Origin of the sequence: Streptomyces sp. ActVer, from assembly GCF_027270795.1 — a bacterium.
GTDB lineage: Bacteria > Actinomycetota > Actinomycetes > Streptomycetales > Streptomycetaceae > Streptomyces > Streptomyces umbrinus_A.
The window spans coordinates 1-16,494 of record NZ_JAPWHT010000223.1; the positions used below are offsets into that span (position 1 = coordinate 1).

Consider the following 16,494-nt stretch of genomic DNA (forward strand, 5'->3'; position numbering starts at 1 on the left):
GCAGCGCGTCGGGCAGCAGCGGCGCGGGGTCGGTGCGGGGCTGCCAGGCGGGCGGCGGGGTCGGCCGGTATGCGCCTCGCTGCTCCATGACCGTCATGTCGGCACCTCCTCGTGGGGGCGGCTTCGAGAGACGTGCCGAGAGTGACGCGCCTCACCTACCGATTGTTCGGTCGTCGGCACATTTTGGCTACAGGCACCTCCAGGCTGTGGACAAACGGTTCTCCACAGCCTGAGATGGGCGCAGTACGTCCATGGTAGGGAGGCGGGGGGACATGGCACCTGAACAAATGGCCGAGGGGCCGGAGGCCGGATCCTCCCTGCCGCCGCCGCGCCCGCTGGACGCCATCGATCAGGACATCCTCCAGATGCTCCAGGCGGACGGCCGCGCCTCGATACGGTCCGTCGCCGAGCGCGTCCACGTCTCGCGCGCGAACGCCTACGCCCGCATCAACCGCCTCATCGAGGACGGCGTGATCCGCGGCTTCGGTGCCCGCGTCAACCACGAGCGCGCGGGGCACAGCACGTCGGCGTACATCACCCTCAAGATCGTGCAGAACTCCTGGCGCACCGTGCGCGAGCAGCTGAGGGCGCTCCCCGGCGCCTCCCACATCGCGCTGGTCGGCGGGGACTTCGACGTCCTCCTCCTGGTGCACACGCCCGACAACAGGGCGCTGCGCGAGCTGGTGCTCACCAGGCTCCAGGCCATTCCCGAGGTACTCAGCACACGGACGCTGCTGGTGTTCGAGGAGGAGGACCTGGAGCCGCAGGGGTGACCTGAGGCTCTGGGGGCTGCCCTGATGGCCCAGGGCGGCGCTCGGCCTGCAAGGCGCCTCAGAGGCCTCGGCGGACCCCTTGGAGGACCGTCAGTCCTCCTGCCGGAGCCCCCCGAAGACCAGCCGCACCACCGCGTCGGCGACCTCGCGCTCGCCCATGCCCCGCCCGTCGGGGCGGTACCACTCGACGATCGAGTTGATCATCCCGAAGACCAGCCGCGTCGCGAGCCGGAACTCCACGTCGACGCGTACGTCCCCGTCGGCGGCCGCGGCCCTCAGGAGCTCGGCCACCCGGTGGTCGAAGTCCCGGCGCCGCTCCAGGGCCCACCGTTCGGCGTCGGTGTTGCCGCGCACGCGCAGCAGCAGCGTCACGTACGGCAGCTCGGCGGTGAGGACCTCGACCATGCGCCGGGTGACGTACTCCAGGCGCTCCACGGCACGCCCCACGCGCGCGTGCTCCTCGTCGAGGATCCCGAAGAGGCCGTCGAGCGCCCGGCTGACGGCCCGGCGCAGCAGCTCCTCCTTGCCCGTGACGTGGTGGTAGATCGACGACTTGGAGATGCCCGCCGCCTTGGAGAGGTGCTCCATGGAGGTGCCGTCGTAGCCGCGCTCGTTGAAGACCCGCACGGCCACGGAGAGCAGCGTCTCCGGGGTGTAGGTGTCGCGCTTGGCGGTGGTCATGGGGTGCCCTCCCGCTTCTCCGAGGCGTACGCGTGGCGGTACAGCGCGAGGGACGGCGCGTAACGCCCCGACGGGTCGCGCATGTGCAGGTCGTCCAGGACGTCGTAGGCCCAGCTCCTGCCCAGCCTGCGGCTCCATTCGAAGGGCCCCAGCGGGTAGTTGACGCCCAGGCGCATCGCCGTGTCGATGTCCTCCTCGGTGGCCACTCCCTTGGCGACGGCGTCGTGCGCCAGGTCGACGATGCGGGCCACCGTGCGGGCGACGATGAGGCCGGGCACGTCCCCGATGACGCTGACGTCCTTGCCGAGTGCCTGGAAGAGCCCGGTGGCCTCGGCGAGGGTCTGGGTCTGGGTGTCCTGCGAGTGGGACAGGGCGATCCGCGTCGCCCGGCGGTAGTCGAGCGCGAGGTCGAAGTAGACGACGTCACGGAACTCGACGGCGGTCTGGCCGTCCGCCAGGGCCAGCTGGCCGCCGCTCGGCAGCACCAGCCGGGTGCCGTGGTCCTCCTCGTCCTCGCGGACCTGGATGCCCGCCTCGCGGATCAGCGCGAGCAGCTCGGACGCGGGGCCCAGATCGCCCTCGGCGACGACGTACGCGGGCGGCTGGACCTTTTCCGCGGTGTGCGGCTCGGGACGCTCGCCCTCGTCCCCGTAGTCGTACCAGCCGTGCCCCGACTTACGGCCGTGGCGGCCGGACTCGACGAGCCTGCGCTGGGCCAGCGAGGGCGTGAACCGCACGTCCTGGAAGAAGGCCTCCCACACGGAGCGCGTCACGGACTCGTTGACGTCCTGGCCGATGAGGTCGGTCAGTTCGAAGGCGCCCATCCGGAAGCCGCCCGACTCGCGCAGGACCGCGTCGATCGTGGCGGGGTCGGCGGCCTGTGCCTCGTAGACCGCGAAGGCCTCGGCGTAGAAGGGCCGCGCGATGCGGTTGACGATGAAGCCCGGGGTGTCGGCGCAGGCGACCGGGGTCTTCCCCCAGGCGCGGGCCATCTCGTACGCGCGCGTGGCCGACGTGACGTCGGTCGCGAACCCGGAGACGACCTCCACAAGGGGCAGCAGCGGCGCGGGGTTGAAGAAGTGCAGCCCCACGAAACGGCCGGGATTGCGCAGCGCGCCGCCGATCGCGGTCACCGACAGGGAGGAGGTGTTGGTGGCCAGCAGACAGTCGTCGTCGACGACGTCCTCCAGCTCGCGCAGCAGCTGCTGTTTGACGTCCAGGCGCTCCAGGACGGCTTCGACGACCAGGCCCGAGTCGGCGAGGTCAGCGAGGCTCTCCGCGGGGCGCAGACGGGCGCGGGCGGCGTCCCGTTCGGCGCCGGTCAGCCGGTCCTTCTCGACGAGCCGGTCGAGGCGGGCGGCGATCGCGTCGGCCGCGGCCTGTGCACGGCCCGGCACGGCGTCGTACAGCCGTACGGGGTGGCCCGCGACGAGCGCGACCTGAGCGATGCCCTGGCCCATGATGCCGGTACCGACGACGGCCACGGGGCCGACGAGGTCGAGTGCTGTCATGCTCGCGATCCTCCCGCACGGGGTTGTCCACAGGTTCAGCGGACCCCCTTGTCCCGACCGATCGTTCGGTTACTCTAACTCTGTCCGCCCACCCGTCTCCCACCACCACCCTGAACGAGGCGCTTCGCGCCGTACCCCTAAATTCCATTCTGCCCAGGTCGTGAGCTCGACGGAGAGCTCGCGAGACGAGGAGTTGGTCCCTCATGGCCGCCGAACTCACCGCGCACCAGCTGATCGAACAGCACCGGCCCACCCTCGACCAGGCGCTGGAAGCGATCCGCACGCGCGCGTACTGGTCGCCACACCCCGAACACCCCAAGGCGTACGGGGAGAACGGCAGCCTGGACATGGCGGCGGGCAAGGCCGCCTTCGACGCCCTCCTGGGCTCCCGCCTCGACCTCGGCCAGCCCGGCACCGACGACTGGGTGGGCGGCGAGGTCTCGCCGTACGGAATCGAGCTGGACGTCACGTACCCGCACGCGGACGTCGACACCCTGCTGCCCGCCATGCGCGCGGGGCAGCGCGCGTGGCGCGACGCCGGCGCGGAGATGCGCGCGGTGGTGTGCCTGGAGATCCTCAAGCGGATCAGCGACCGCACCCACGAGTTCGCGCACGCGGTCATGCACACCAGCGGCCAGGCCTTCATGATGGCGTTCCAGGCGGGCGGCCCGCACGCGCAGGACCGCGGCCTGGAGGCGGTGGCGTACGCGTACGTGGAGCAGGTCCGCACCCCCGACAACGCCGAGTGGACGAAGCCCCAGGGCAAGCGCGACCCGATCGCGCTGACCAAGCGGTTCACGCCCGTCCCGCGCGGTATCGCGCTGGTGATCGGCTGCAACACCTTCCCGACGTGGAACGGCTACCCGGGACTGTTCGCCTCCCTGGCCACCGGCAACGCGGTGCTCGTGAAGCCCCACCCGCGCGCGGTACTGCCGCTCGCGCTCACCGTCCAGGTGGCCCGCGAGGTGCTCGCCGAGGCCGGCTTCGACCCGAACCTGGTGGCGCTGGCCGCCGAGCGGGCGGGCGAGGGCATCGCCAAGACCCTGGCGACACGCCCGGAGATCCGGATCATCGACTACACGGGTTCGACGGCGTTCGGCGACTGGCTGGAGGCCAACGCCCGCCAGGCGCAGGTCTACACGGAGAAGGCCGGCGTCAACACGGTGCTCGTGGAGTCGACCGACAACTACAAGGGGATGCTGTCGAACCTCGCCTTCTCCTTGTCCCTCTACAGCGGCCAGATGTGCACGACCCCGCAGAACCTCCTCATCCCCCGCGACGGCATCCGTACGGAGGAGGGCCCCCGGTCGTACGACGAGGTGGTCGCCGACCTCGCGAAGTCGGTCGGCGGACTCCTCGGGGACGACGCCCGGGCGAACGGCCTGCTCGGCGCGATCGTGAACCCTGACGTGAAGGCCCGCCTGGAGGCGGCCGCCGGTCTCGGCGAAGTCGCCCTCGCCTCCCGGGAGATCGCCAACCCCGAGTTCCCGGACGCGGTCGTGCGCACCCCGGTGATCGTGAAGCTGGACGGCGCCAAGCCGGACGACCAGGCCGCGTTCATGAACGAGTGCTTCGGCCCCGTCTCCTTCGCGGTCGCGGTCGACTCGGCGGCCGACGCCGTGGCACTGCTGCGGCGGACCATCAGCAACAAGGGCGCGATGACGGTGGGCGCGTACACGACCTCGGAGGAGGTCGAGGAGGCCGTCCAGGAGGCCTGCCTGGAGGAGTGCGCCCAGCTCTCGCTCAACCTGACCGGCGGGGTCTACGTCAACCAGACCGCCGCGTTCTCGGACTTCCACGGGTCGGGCGGCAACCCGGCGGCGAACGCCGCGCTGTGCGACGGGGCGTTCGTGGCCAACCGGTTCCGCGTGGTGGAGGTACGCCGGGAGGCGTGAAATTCACCCGGGGGGCGCGGGACATCTTGCGACTGCGGACCGTTGTGGCTGGCCGCGCAGTTCCCCGCGCCCCTGATGGGGCGCCGCCTGCCTACGAGGCGCTCCAGTGGAACAACGTCATCGCCACGCTGGTGGCGAGGTTGTAGCTGGAGACCTGAGGCCGCATCGGCAGCGAGACCAAGTGGTCAGTGCGGGCGCGCAGTTCGCCCGACAACCCGCTGCGCTCGGAGCCGAAAGCGAGGACGGCATCGTCCGGGAGCTTCAGCGCCCGGATGTCCTCGCCCTCGGGGTCGAGGGCGAACACCGGCCCGGCGGGCAGCTCGTCCACGGTCAGTCGCTCGACGGCCGTGGCGAAGTGCAGGCCCGCCCCGGCGCGCACGACCGTGGGATGCCACGGATCGAGCGTGCCGGTCGTGACGACGCCCGTCGCGCCGAAACCGGCCGCGAGCCGGATCACGGCACCCGCGTTGCCGAGGTTGCGCGGCTGATCGAGGACCACCACGGGCGCGGTGCGGGGCGTGCGGGCCAGCGCCCGCAGGTTCGCGTCGCGCTCGGGACGTACCGCCAGGGCGGCCACGGCGGTGGGATGCGGGCGCGGGACGAGGGCTTCGTACGCGGCCTGCGGGACCTCCGTCAGGAGGGCGTCCAGCGTGGCCCGTACGTCCGGGGCCAGGTCGTCGGCGAGGGCGAGCGCGGCCTGTCGGTCGGCGGTGACCGCCACCGGGATCTCGGCCCGGAAGCGCACGGCGTGCTTGATGGCGTGGAAGCCGTCGAGCAGCACGGACGTGCCGGCGAGCCGACGCCAGGCGCTCACGGGATCCGGGTCGCGGGGGTCGACGGCATCGAGGTCGCGGGGTTCGTCCGTCATGCGGTGAAGCCTACGTGCGGAGGCTCGGCCGTCTCGGCCGTCTCCGGGGTGCGCGCGGGCTCCTTACGAGGCCGCGGGGGCGTACGCGTACGGCCGAGACGCGAAAACAGCCCTCCACGCGCGCGTGCCGCCCATCCGCCCACGCGGCGCAGGAAGGACGTCGGCAGGAACACGGCGTCGGCGGCGATCATCGCGAGCGAGAAGAACGGCAGGCCCAGCACGACGGCGATCACGGCGTGCTCGGTGATCATGGCGGCCAGCAGGACGTTCTTCACCCGCCGGTTGAACAGCGTGAAGGGGAAGCCGACCTGCACGATCACGGTCCCGTACGTCACGAGCAACATCAGCGTGCCGCTCGCGGACAGCAGATCGGAGAGGGCCGGCCAGGGGGAGAAGTAGTCCAGGTGGAGGGGGTAGTAGACGGCGGTGCCGTCCTGCCAGCGCGAGCCCTGGATCTTGTACCAGCCGGCGGTCGCGTAGATCAGACACACCTCGACCATGATCACGAAGAGTGCGGCGTTGTGGACGAGGTTGGCGATCACGTCGAGGAGGATGCGGGGCTGGACGCTCCGGCCGTACCGGCCGGCCAGCCACCACAGGGCCTGTACGGCCCACAGCCCCCAGTAGACCGTCCGCCAGCCGCCGAGAAACCCGCCGTCGATCTTCCCCGCGAGCGTGGCCGCGGCCAGGACGAGGCCGAGCACCGTCCAGAGGGTGGGACCGACCCTGTCCGGGCCGACCCACGCTCCACGCGCGCGTGCGTCCCGGGCTCGGCGCTCCCGCCGCTCGTCCAGCGACCAGACCTGACCGCAGCGCGTGAGCACCAGGTAGATCGCCATGAGGTGGATGACGTTGTCGCCGCCGTCCCCCATGAAGATGCTGCGGTTCTGCAGGGAGAGCACGCCGACCATGAAGAGCACGGACACGGTCCGGGTGCGCCAGCCGAGCAGCAGCAGAACGCTGGACAGCACGGCGAACGCGTAGACGATCCCGAACCAGACTTTGCCGTCGGACCACATCAGGACCGTGAAGGCGTGGTTGCTCGCGATGAGCTGCTGGGCGAGATCCCAGCTCCAGGGGCCGTCGGGCCCGTACATCTCCTCGCGGTGCGGGAACTCCCGCAGCAGGAACAGCAGCCAGGTCCCGGCGAAACCTATGCGGATCACGGCGCTCTGGTACGGACCGAGGGCCGTGCCGGTGACGCGTGTGATGGCGTGCGCGAGGGTCCGGTCGACGCGGTGCCTGCGGTCGAACCGGCTTATCCGGCCGGCAAGCCGCTCACGGCCGAGACTGCGCGTCCGCTCACGGCCGAGGCTGCTCCGGTGGGGGTGGCCGGGGGAGCCCGTCTGGTGGTGGTCGGGCGTGCTCGCCGGGGTGCCGGTCTGGGCACCCGTCGGGCTGGGGCCGCGGTCAGGATCGGCCGACGGGGCGGGCTCGGGACCGTGGCTGTCCGGCGGGGTGGGCTTGGGGGCGTGGTCGCCCGTCGGGTCGTGGCCGAGGTCGCTCATCGGGCGCTCGCCTCCGTCCCCGTGGGCTCCCCGGGCCGCGTCCCGGCCGCCCGGTCGGCCTCCGAGACCGGCCACCAGGGCAGCTCGCGGACGATGGGCTTGTCGGACACCTGCTCCTGGCTCCACTTCGGAGGCGGCACATTGGTCGTACGGGAGCGGACCTGGACCTGTTGCACGACCGCGCCCCGGCCGCCGGCCTGCTCACGGTCGAGGCGCAGGACCACGATGCGGCGCAGGTACTTCTCGGAGAGGGAGCCGCGCAGGCCGTTCGGACGGTTCGCGTTGTCGTGCGTGGCCACGAAGAAGTCCCAGGCCCGGCGCAGCTCGTTCTGCTGGGTGTGGCTGGGCAGCAGATTGCCGTCGATGGCGGCACCGTCCAGCGCCGAGAGGTCGTACCAGCGGGTCGTCCTGATCTCACCGTCCGGGGCCCGCACGTCGGCGCGGACCTGGACCGCGATGTTCTGCTGCAGCGGGTTGGGCGCGAAGAGCTTCCAGTTCTGCTCGAACTCGGGGTAGATCCACTCGTCGATCGCCTGCCCGTGCTGCTTGGTGACCGTGTTCGACGGCGCGACGTGCAGGAAGACCATGCCGACGTGCACACAGGCGGCGACCGCGACGACGGCGAGCGCGAGCGCCGCGGCGATCTGGTACGGGAGGGAGAGGGCGGCGATGCCGGCGGGAGGGGGGAGCGGGGGACCGGCGAGGGCCGTGTCGTCGTATTGCCGGCCGTCGTACGGCTGCTGGTCGCCGTGCTGCTGGGGGATCCGGCCGGAGTGCTTCTGCCCGACCGGGGACCCATGGTTGTCCGGGGTCTCGTGACCGCCTGAGGTCTCGTGACCGCCTGAGGTCTCGTGGCCGTCCGAGGTCTCGTGGCCGTCCGGCGGAAGGCTGTCGGGGACGGCGGCCGCGGGCTCGGGTCCGCCCGGCACGGGCCGGGCGTTCGAGCCCTTGTCGTACGCGTCCATTCCGCCCCGTTCCCGAAGTCTGTCCGATTCCCGTCGCCCGTCCCGCGACAGTCGCACCGGCACGGTACTCAGGCCCGCCCGCCGAGCACAGTCCCATGGGTCACAGAGGCCACGAGGTTATCCACAGCGGTCGACACCTTACGACCCTCACCTCTCCCCGAATCGAACACACCGACCGATCGGTCGGGATCCCTGCGGTGACCGCAGGACCGACCCGCCCGCACCGTTCCCTTCTTGTAGAACCTGTTCTATCTTGACGCTCCGCCAGATCAACGGATCCGCCGGAAGGACAAGGCCGTGGACTTCACCTTCACCGAAGAACAGCAGGCGGCCGTGGAGGCGGCGAGGGCGGTGTTCGCGGGGGTCGCGCCGGACGGGGTGCAGAGTCCCGCGCTCACCGCCGGTGCCGTCGCGGACGACTTCGACCGCGCCCTGTGGGCGAAACTCGCCGACGCGGACCTGCTGAGCCTGCTGCTCGACGCCCGCCACGGCGGCGCGGGCCTGGACGCCGTCGCGCTCTGCCTCGTGCTGCGCGAGTCCGCGAAGGTGCTCGCGCGGGTGCCGTTGCTGGAGAGCACCGCGGCCGCGGTGACCGTACAGACGTACGGCGGCGAGGAGTTGAAGGCGGACGTGCTCGCCCGGGCCGGCCGCGGTGAACTGGTCCTGACGGTCGCCGCGAACGGACGTACCGGCCACGACGGCGCCGAACTCGCCGTGACCGCGCGCCCGGAGGGCGACCTGTGGGTGCTGGACGGGATGCAGACGGCCGTCCCCTGGGCGCAGAACGCCGACTTCGTCCTCGTACCCGCGCTGAGCACCGACTCCGGCCGCTCCGTGCTCGCCGTGGTCCCCCGCGTCCACGAAGGCGCGCTGCTCGCCGAGCAGTTCTCGACTTCGGGCGAGCGGCTCGGCGAACTCCGGCTGGATTCCGTACGCGTTCCCGCCCGTGACGTCATCGACACCGACGGAGCCTGGGAGTCGCTGCGTGACCTGCTCGCCACCGGGACGTGCGCGCTGGCGCTCGGGCTGGGCGAAGGAGTGCTCGGGATGACGAGCGAATACACCAGCAAGCGCGAGCAGTTCGGGTTCCCGGTCGCCACGTTCCAGGCCGTGGCCGTGCAGGCCGCCGACCGCTACATCGACCTGCGCGCGATGGAGGCGACCCTCTGGCAGGCCGCGTGGCGGATCAGCTCGGGGGCGGGCGGGGCGCTCCCCGCGTCGGGTGACATCGCCGTCGCCAAGATCTGGGCCTCCGAGGGCGTACGCCGTGTCGTGCAGACCGCGCAGCATCTGCACGGCGGCATCGGCGCGGACACCGACTATCCCCTGCACCGGTACCACGCCTGGGCCAAGCACCTGGAACTCTCACTCGGCCCGGCGGCAGCACACGAGGAGGCACTGGGCGACCTGCTGGCGGCGCATCCCTTGGGCTGAGCGCGAGGCCTCGGGCCGAACCCGGGGCCTCTGGGATGGGCAGGGGATTCTTGGTGAGCGAGGGGCCGTGAGGCAGGCAGGCGGCCTTGAAGCATGCGGGGCGGGCGGCCAGGAAACCCGGGCCGCCCCGGATCGGCTAGAGCACGAACCCCGACTGCCCCTCCGCGTTCACCACAGGACGGCCCGCAGCCGCCCAGACCTGCATGCCGCCGTCGACGTTCACCGCGTCGATGCCCTGCTGGACCAGGTACATCGCGACCTGTGCCGAACGGCCCCCGGAGCGGCAGATCACATGGACCCTGCCGTCCTGCGGCGCCGCCTCGGTCAGCTCGCCGTAGCGTGCGACGAAGTCACTGATGGGAATGTGCAGCGCCCCTTCGGCGTGACCCGCCTGCCACTCGTCGTCCTCCCGGACGTCCAACAGGAAGTCACCGTCCGCGAGATCCGAGACCTCGACCGTGGGCACACCAGCTCCGAAACTCATGCCCCGACGCTACCCGACCGGGCCATCCCGCAGCTCGCCCAGGTGTACGCGGACGGGGGCCACTGTTCCCAGGTCCGACAGCACCGGAAAAGCCTGCCCTCAGGCCCCGCTGCCGAGCAGGCCCGCCAGCTCGGTCTCCCGCTCGCTGACCTGCGCCAGCAGCTGCTCGGCGATCTCCTCCAGCAGCCGGTCGGGGTCGTCCGGCGCGATCTTGAGCATCGCGCCGATCGCGCTCTCCTCCAGGTCGCGGGCCACGAGGGCGAGCAGTTCCTTGCGCTGGGCGAGCCATTCGAGACGTGCGTAGAGCTCCTCGCTGCGGCTCGGGCGCCATTCCTCGGCCACGGGACCGGCGGCCCACTCCTCGGACAGCTCCCGGAGCAGGGGCTCGTCCCCACGGCCGTACGCGGCGTTGACCCGGGAGATGAACTCGTCGCGCCGCGCGCGCTCCGTGTCGTCCTGCGCCAGGTCGGGGTGTGCCTTGCGGACCAGCTCCCGGTAGAGCTTGCGGGCCTCGTCGCTCGGCCGGACCCGCTGCGGAGGCCGCACCGGCTGCTCGGTCAGCATGGCCGAGGCCTCCGGGGACAGCCCGTCCGAGTCGAGCCAGTCGTGGAACAGCTCCTCGATCCCCGGCATGGGCATGACGCGGGCCCGTGCCTCCTGCGCCTTGCGCACGTCCTCCGGGTCACCGGTGCTCGCGGCCCGCGCCTCGGCGATCTGCGCGTCCAGCTCGTCGAGCCGCGAGTACATCGGCCCGAGCTTCTGGTGGTGCAGCCGGGAGAAGTTCTCCACCTCGACCCGGAAGGTCTCCACCGCGATCTCGAACTCGATCAACGCCTGCTCGGCCGCCCGAACGGCCCGCTCCAACCGCGCCTCGGGCCGCGTCTGCTCTTCGCCTCCGGCGTCACCGGCGGACGCGTCACCGGCCGTCGAGCCACCCACCGTCCCATCGCCGGCGGTCGAGCCACCCACCGCCCCCACGTCCGCGGCCGAGCCACCTACCGACTCGTCGCCCGGTGCCTCGTCAGCCACCGTCTCGTCGCCCACCGCTGGGGCGTCCGCCGTCCGGTCACCCGCGACGGACCCGTCCACGGACTCGCCGCCCTCGGGCCCACCGCCTCCGGCCACGTCCGACAACGGCGGCACATCGGCACCCGACCCGGCAGACGCCTCAAGCGACGGCTCGACCAACGGCTCAGCGCCCGACTCGACAGCTGCCTCGGCGGATGCGTCGACAGCTTCCTCAGTAGCCGTCTCGCCAGACGGCTCGGCGGGCCTCTCGGTGTCCGACTCGACAGACGGCGCCTCCTCGGCGCGCGGCTCATCGGAGCCCGGTTCCGCGAGGGGCTCGGACGGGGGCTGATCAGCTTCCGGGGTCGTCACCCGCCCAGCCTAGGCCACGGCTCAACCACCTATTCGAATCGCCTGGCCAGGGGCCTTCCCCGGACGCCTTCCCCGGGCTTCCGCCGCCCCGTCAGACCCCCAGCTCTCCCTCGATCCGTCCCGCCCGCACGGCCGCCACCAGCTCCGCGTGGTCGGCCTCGGTCCGGTCCGCGTAGGCCACCGAGAAGGTCGCGACCGCCTCGTCCAGTTCCTCGCTCTTGCCGCAGTAGCCCGCGATGAGCCGCGGATCGGCGCTGTGCGAGTGCGCCCGTGCCAGCAGGGCCCCCGTCATCCGGGCGTAGTCGTCTATCTGGTCCGCTGCCAGCGCCGCGGGATCGACGCTGCCCTTGCGGTTGCGGAACTGCCGTACCTGGAAGGGGCGCCCCTCGACCGACGTCCAGCCGAGGAGGATGTCGCTGACGACCTGCATCCGCTTCTGGCCGAGGACGACCCGGCGGCCCTCGTGCTCGACCTCGGGCACCGCGAGGCCGGCCGTCGCCAGATGCGGCACCAGGACGGACGTACGGGCCTCCTTCACCTGGAGGACGAGGGCCTCACCGCGGTGGTCGAGGAGCAGCACCACGTACGAGCGGGTGCCCACGCTGCCCGTGCCGACCACGCGGAACGCCACGTCGTGCACCTCGTACCGCGCGAGGAGCGGGAGACGGTCCTCGGAGAGCGTGGCCAGATACTCCTCCAGCGACCGCGCGACCCCGGCGGCCTCCTCGTCCGGCACGCGTCGCAGCACCGGCGAGGCGTCGATGAAGCGGCGCCCGCCGCCCTCCACGACCTCGGTCGACTTGGCCGCGAACCGCCCGCTGGTGTTGCCACGGGCCTTCTCCGAGACCCGCTCCAGCGTGCCGAGCAGGTCGTGGGCGTCGGTGTGCGAGACCAACTCCTCGTCCGCGATGGCGTTCCACGCGTCCAGGACCGGGAGCTTGGCGAGCAGCCGCATGGTGCGCCGGTACGAACCGGTCGCGAAGTACGCCGCCTTGCGGCAGGTGTCCTCGTCCGCCCCCGCCTCCCGGGCGGCGAGCACGAGCGAGGTCGTGAGCCGCTTGAGGTCCCACTCCCACGGCCCGTGGACCGTTTCGTCGAAGTCGTTCAGGTCTATGACGAGGCCGCCGCGCGCGTCCCCGTACAGACCGAAGTTCGCCGCGTGTGCGTCGCCGCAGATCTGGGCGCCGATGCCGGTCAGGGGTGTGCGCGCCAGGTCGTAGGCCATGAGCCCGGCCGAACCACGCAGGAAGGCGAAGGGTGTGGCCGCCATCCGGCCGACCCGTATCGGCGTGAGCTCGGAGATCCGGCCGTGGTTGGACGCGTCGACCGCGGTCACCGCGTCCGGGCGGTCGCCGTTCGTGTCGATGGAGGCGTGCGCACTGCGCGGGACGCTGCTTCGCAGCGCCTTGCCCTCGTCCTTCAGCGAGCCCTGCCCCTTGGCCGAACCCTCGCCGGACAGCCGCGCGAACCCGCGCACCGCCGGAACCCTTGCCGCCCCGGCCACCACACCACCGGTCTCGCTCACCCGAACCGCCTCCCCCTCGCACGAACATCAATTTCGAGACGACCGTACCGCCGGGCGGCGATCCTTGTGAGCCCCTGTGGACAACTCCGCGCCTGTGGAAAACACCCCAGCTCAGCGCCGACGACGGTCAACAGGCGGTGCTAGCGCCGGAACTGCTCCTGACAGCGCCCGTCCTCCGCCAGATACGTCTTTGCCCACGCGCCCAGCTCCCCCAGCGCGGGCTCCAGCGCCGCCCCCGCCTCCGTCAGCCGGTAGGAGACCCGCAGCGGCGGCCCGTCGTCGACCTCGCGCACCACCAGCCCGACCGTCGCCAGCTCGGTGAGCCGGTCGGAGAGCATGCGCTCGCTGATGCCGGGGATGGCACGGCGCAGGTCCGCGAAGTGCACGGGGGCGGGCAGGAGCACGGCCACGATCGGGCCCGTCCAGCGCTTTCCGAGCACCTGGAAGACCTGGGTGATGCCGTTGTCCACCCGCCTGCACGACGCAGCGTCGTGGTTTTCCTGGACCGCCATGCCTTCAGGGTACTGGCCTCTCGCGAGGGGATGAAAAAAAGTAAGTAGCTGTGTTATTCATAGTTACGAACAGAAGCGCAGCCCACGGCGACGCGCCACACCGTGCCCGGGCCGCCAAGAGCACAGCGCTGCCTCGGCGCACCCGACGGGCAACGCTCCGTCGAACCACATCGGCGAACCACCCACACTGGAGAACTCATGGCCACCCTGCTGCACCTGGACTCGTCCGTCTTCCCGGGTCCCGCCTCGGCGTCCCGCGCCGTCACGGACGCCTTCCGCAAGACCTGGGAGGAGCAGCACCCGGAGGGCACGGTGATCTACCGCGACCTCTCCGTGAATCCCGTCCCGCACATCACCGCCGACGCCCACAGCGCCGGCTTCGCCGATCCGTCCGAGCACACCCCGGAGCAGGCCGCCGCCTTCGCCGCGCGCGTGAAGTTCATCGAGGAGCTGGAGCAGGCGGACGCCGTGCTGATCGGCGCGCCCATGTACAACTTCTCGATCCCGTCGACCCTCAAGGCGTGGCTGGACAACGTGATCCTCTTCGGCCGCACCGCGGGCGAGACCCCGTCCGCCAAGGGCATCCCGGTCACCGTCGTGGCCAGCCGCGGCGGCTCCTACGCGCCGGGCACGCCGCGCGAGGGCTACGAGTACGTGCAGAACTATCTGGAGGCCATCCTCAAGGACATGCTCGGCATGGACCTCGAATTCATCGTCCCGGAGCTCACGATGGCCCCGCACAACCCGGCGATGTCCGAGCTCGTCCCGCTCTTCGAGGCCTCCCGCGCCAAGGCCCTGCAGGAGGCGGCGGACAAGGCCAGGACCCTCACCGACCAGCTCACGTCCAAGGCGGCCTGACGCTTCACCGCGTGAGCACGCACCACGTGACCACACACCCCGGTCGTACGGCGCCCAAGGTGCCGGAAACGGCGCCGCACGACCGTTTTTCACCCTCTACGTAGAGGGCACTTTCACTGATGGGATCCCCAGGGGACCCATTTCACCCCCTGGGGAACCCATCGCGGGCCCCAGGAGCCCCATCACAGCGGGATGCTCCCTACGCTGCCGCAGCCGCCCGGTTGATCCCGTCCGTCTCCAGCACCCGCTCCGCCGCCCCGTCCCGGGCCACCGCGATCATCGCCAGGCCCACCTGTTCGGTCGTGGTGATCCGCCGGGGCGCGAGCTTCCGAAGGACGGGCAGCAGGGGCCCGGTCAACGCGTACATCACCCGGTACACCCGGGTCTTCGACCGGATTCCGTGCAGCGGCTGGATGAGCCCCGGCCGGAACATGTACGCCTCCACACCGTCCAGGGCGAGCAGCGCGCTCTCCGTCTCCCCCTTGACCCGCGCCCACATCACACGCCCCTGCCCGGAGCCGTCGGTCCCCTGCCCGGACACGTAACAGAAGGTCAGCCCCGGATTCCGGCGGCCCAGCGAACGAGCCACGTCAAGCGTGAGGTCGTACGTGACCTTCCGGTACGCGTCCTCCTTCATGCCCGCCGACGAAACCCCGAGGCAGAAGAAGCAGGCGTCGTACCCGGAGAGCTCGCTCTCGAACCCGCCGAGATCCATGAGATCGGCCCGCACGACCTCCCGCAGCTTCGGATGCGAGACCCCCACCGCCGACCGCCCGACCACCAGCACACTCTCCACACCCGAGTCCCGCAGACACTCCCGCAAAACCCCTTGCCCGACCATCCCGGTCGCCCCAAAGAGGATCACCTTCACAGAGCCCACTCCCACCACTCAGCCGGACCGGCACGCTGGGCGGCCCTGCCCGGCGAAGACATCAGCCTCACACAAACCAGGCCCCCGACCGTGAGATACCTCACCGCCGGGGGCCTGCTCAGTCACGTCGTCGGCCGGGTCGCACGAGGTGTTCGTGCACGTCCCGGGGGAACGAAGAACGGGCCCCCACCGGAACTTTCGTTCTGGTGGGGACCCGGTCTCCTGTGGTGTGGTGCGCGAGGGGGGAGTTGAACCCCCACGCCCTTGCGGGCACTGGAACCTGAATCCAGCGCGTCTGCCTATTCCGCCACCCGCGCATTGGGTGTGTCGTCCGTCTCTCACCGAGTGGGTGAGCGCCTGCCGACATGCAGAAGATTAGCACGCTGGATGGGGTGGATTCACATCCGTTTCCGAGGGCCGGCGGTGGGGCAGCGGACCTCCGCGTCGGCCCCCATCAGCCCCGCTTCACCCCCGCATCACCTGCGGGACCACCTCGGACGGCACCCCGGATCCCTCCGTCCCCACCTTCCACGTATCAACGAGAACCGGTTCACGTATCAACCTCGTACCGGTCCAGGCCATCTCCCCAGGAGGGGGCCAGGGTCCACAGTCGGGTGCGGGACACTGTGGGGACGCCACCTCTACGATCCTTCTCATACGGAGTGCCCGGGGGGAGTTCGAAGAGGGGCTTCCGAGGGAACTTCGGGAGGGGACTTCAGTGGGCGTCGACTTCTGTCGACCGGGCCGACAGGGGGAACCAGCCGATTTCCCGGCGCGTGGATACGATCAGTAAGCAGTACCAGGGCAACGACGAAGGAGGAGGTGCCCCATGGGAGTCCTGAAGAAGTTCGAGCAACGTCTCGAAGGTCTGGTCAACGGCACCTTCGCCAAGGTGTTCAAGTCCGAGGTCCAGCCCGTGGAGATCGCGGGAGCGCTCCAGCGCGAGTGCGACAACAACGCCACGATCTGGAACCGCGACCGGACCGTCGTCCCGAACGACTTCATCGTGGAGCTGAGCACGCCCGACTTCGAGCGGCTCAGCCCCTACTCCGGCCAGCTCGGGGACGAGCTCGCCGGCATGGTGCGCGACTACGCCAAGCAGCAGCGATACACCTTCATGGGCACCATCAAGGTGCATCTGGAGAAGGCGGACGACCTGGACAGCGGGACGCTTCGACGGCTTGCCCGTGCCGGAGGCACTATCAGATGCAGTGTCGAAGGTCTCGGAG

15 protein-coding genes and 1 tRNA gene are annotated in these 16,494 nt (G+C 71.0%); 5 read left to right on the forward strand and 11 right to left on the reverse strand.

Annotation, left to right across the window (positions count from 1 at the left end; translation table 11 throughout):
* The first annotated feature begins 287 nt into the window (after positions 1 to 287).
* Positions 288 to 773 (forward strand): Lrp/AsnC family transcriptional regulator, encoded by a 486-nt coding sequence (locus O3Q52_RS30575; protein WP_143641546.1) that lies wholly within the window; start codon positions 288 to 290, stop codon positions 771 to 773.
* Positions 774 to 863: 90 nt separating this feature from the next.
* Here the strand turns inward: O3Q52_RS30575 and O3Q52_RS30580 are convergent, their stop codons facing one another.
* Together O3Q52_RS30580 and O3Q52_RS30585 are read right to left on the reverse strand one after the other, a co-directional pair.
* Complete coding sequence (locus O3Q52_RS30580; RefSeq protein WP_055613049.1) at positions 864 to 1,454, reverse strand: TetR/AcrR family transcriptional regulator; 591 nt, start codon at positions 1,452 to 1,454, stop codon at positions 864 to 866.
* Positions 1,451 to 2,965: a 3-hydroxyacyl-CoA dehydrogenase gene (locus tag O3Q52_RS30585; RefSeq protein ID WP_269651935.1), complete on the reverse strand. Its 1,515-nt coding sequence runs from the start codon at positions 2,963 to 2,965 to the stop codon at positions 1,451 to 1,453. The genes O3Q52_RS30580 and O3Q52_RS30585 overlap by 4 nt, the downstream gene beginning before the upstream one ends.
* Positions 2,966 to 3,168: 203 nt before the next feature.
* On the opposite strand from O3Q52_RS30585, the gene paaN reads away from it, so the two are divergent.
* Positions 3,169 to 4,860, forward strand: a complete 1,692-nt coding sequence (gene paaN / locus O3Q52_RS30590; RefSeq protein ID WP_269651936.1) for a phenylacetic acid degradation protein PaaN — start codon at positions 3,169 to 3,171, stop codon at positions 4,858 to 4,860.
* A 91-nt stretch (positions 4,861 to 4,951) separates the two neighbouring features.
* On the opposite strand, the gene O3Q52_RS30595 is transcribed toward paaN, so the two are convergent.
* From O3Q52_RS30595 to O3Q52_RS30605, 3 genes are read right to left on the reverse strand one after another with little or no spacing between them, the layout of a single operon-like run.
* A complete protein-coding gene (locus tag O3Q52_RS30595) occupies positions 4,952 to 5,728 on the reverse strand; it encodes an RNA methyltransferase (RefSeq protein WP_269651937.1) in 777 nt (258 codons plus the stop codon).
* Positions 5,725 to 7,236, reverse strand: a complete 1,512-nt coding sequence (locus O3Q52_RS30600) for an HTTM domain-containing protein (protein WP_269651938.1) — start codon at positions 7,234 to 7,236, stop codon at positions 5,725 to 5,727. The genes O3Q52_RS30595 and O3Q52_RS30600 overlap by 4 nt, the downstream gene beginning before the upstream one ends.
* Positions 7,233 to 8,201: a DUF5819 family protein gene (locus O3Q52_RS30605; RefSeq protein ID WP_269651939.1), complete on the reverse strand. Its 969-nt coding sequence runs from the start codon at positions 8,199 to 8,201 to the stop codon at positions 7,233 to 7,235. The genes O3Q52_RS30600 and O3Q52_RS30605 overlap by 4 nt, the downstream gene beginning before the upstream one ends.
* A gap of 297 nt (positions 8,202 to 8,498) precedes the next feature.
* Between O3Q52_RS30605 and O3Q52_RS30610 the strand changes: the two genes are divergently transcribed.
* Positions 8,499 to 9,635 carry an acyl-CoA dehydrogenase family protein gene (locus O3Q52_RS30610; protein WP_269651940.1) on the forward strand — a complete coding sequence of 379 codons (1,137 nt, stop codon included), beginning with the start codon at positions 8,499 to 8,501 and terminating at the stop codon, positions 9,633 to 9,635.
* 136 nt (positions 9,636 to 9,771) lie between these two features.
* Here the strand turns inward: O3Q52_RS30610 and O3Q52_RS30615 are convergent, their stop codons facing one another.
* The 4 genes from O3Q52_RS30615 to O3Q52_RS30630 all read right to left on the reverse strand — a co-directional run bounded on the left by O3Q52_RS30615 (position 9,772) and on the right by O3Q52_RS30630 (position 13,536).
* A complete protein-coding gene (locus tag O3Q52_RS30615; protein ID WP_200401672.1) occupies positions 9,772 to 10,101 on the reverse strand; it encodes a rhodanese-like domain-containing protein in 330 nt (109 codons plus the stop codon).
* A 117-nt stretch (positions 10,102 to 10,218) separates the two neighbouring features.
* Positions 10,219 to 11,058 carry a J domain-containing protein gene (locus tag O3Q52_RS30620; RefSeq protein WP_269651944.1) on the reverse strand — a complete coding sequence of 280 codons (840 nt, stop codon included), beginning with the start codon at positions 11,056 to 11,058 and terminating at the stop codon, positions 10,219 to 10,221.
* A gap of 532 nt (positions 11,059 to 11,590) precedes the next feature.
* Positions 11,591 to 13,024, reverse strand: a complete 1,434-nt coding sequence (locus tag O3Q52_RS30625; protein WP_269651941.1) for a DUF2252 domain-containing protein — start codon at positions 13,022 to 13,024, stop codon at positions 11,591 to 11,593.
* 140 nt (positions 13,025 to 13,164) lie between these two features.
* The gene (locus O3Q52_RS30630) at positions 13,165 to 13,536 is read right to left on the reverse strand and encodes a helix-turn-helix domain-containing protein (protein WP_055613058.1); all 372 of its coding nucleotides are present in this window, start codon (positions 13,534 to 13,536) and stop codon (positions 13,165 to 13,167) included.
* A 198-nt stretch (positions 13,537 to 13,734) separates the two neighbouring features.
* Between O3Q52_RS30630 and O3Q52_RS30635 the strand changes: the two genes are divergently transcribed.
* Complete coding sequence (locus O3Q52_RS30635; protein ID WP_269651942.1) at positions 13,735 to 14,394, forward strand: FMN-dependent NADH-azoreductase; 660 nt, start codon at positions 13,735 to 13,737, stop codon at positions 14,392 to 14,394.
* 199 nt (positions 14,395 to 14,593) lie between these two features.
* Here the strand turns inward: O3Q52_RS30635 and O3Q52_RS30640 are convergent, their stop codons facing one another.
* On the reverse strand, positions 14,594 to 15,190 hold the full coding sequence (locus O3Q52_RS30640; protein ID WP_332112960.1) for an epimerase: 597 nt from the start codon (positions 15,188 to 15,190) through the stop codon (positions 14,594 to 14,596).
* Between the two features lie 305 nt (positions 15,191 to 15,495).
* Positions 15,496 to 15,582: transfer RNA gene (locus tag O3Q52_RS30645), tRNA-Leu, on the reverse strand.
* Between the two features lie 512 nt (positions 15,583 to 16,094).
* On the opposite strand from O3Q52_RS30645, the gene O3Q52_RS30650 reads away from it, so the two are divergent.
* The coding region (locus O3Q52_RS30650) for a DUF3662 domain-containing protein (RefSeq protein ID WP_269651943.1) at positions 16,095 to 16,494 on the forward strand (400 nt) is incomplete at its 3' end.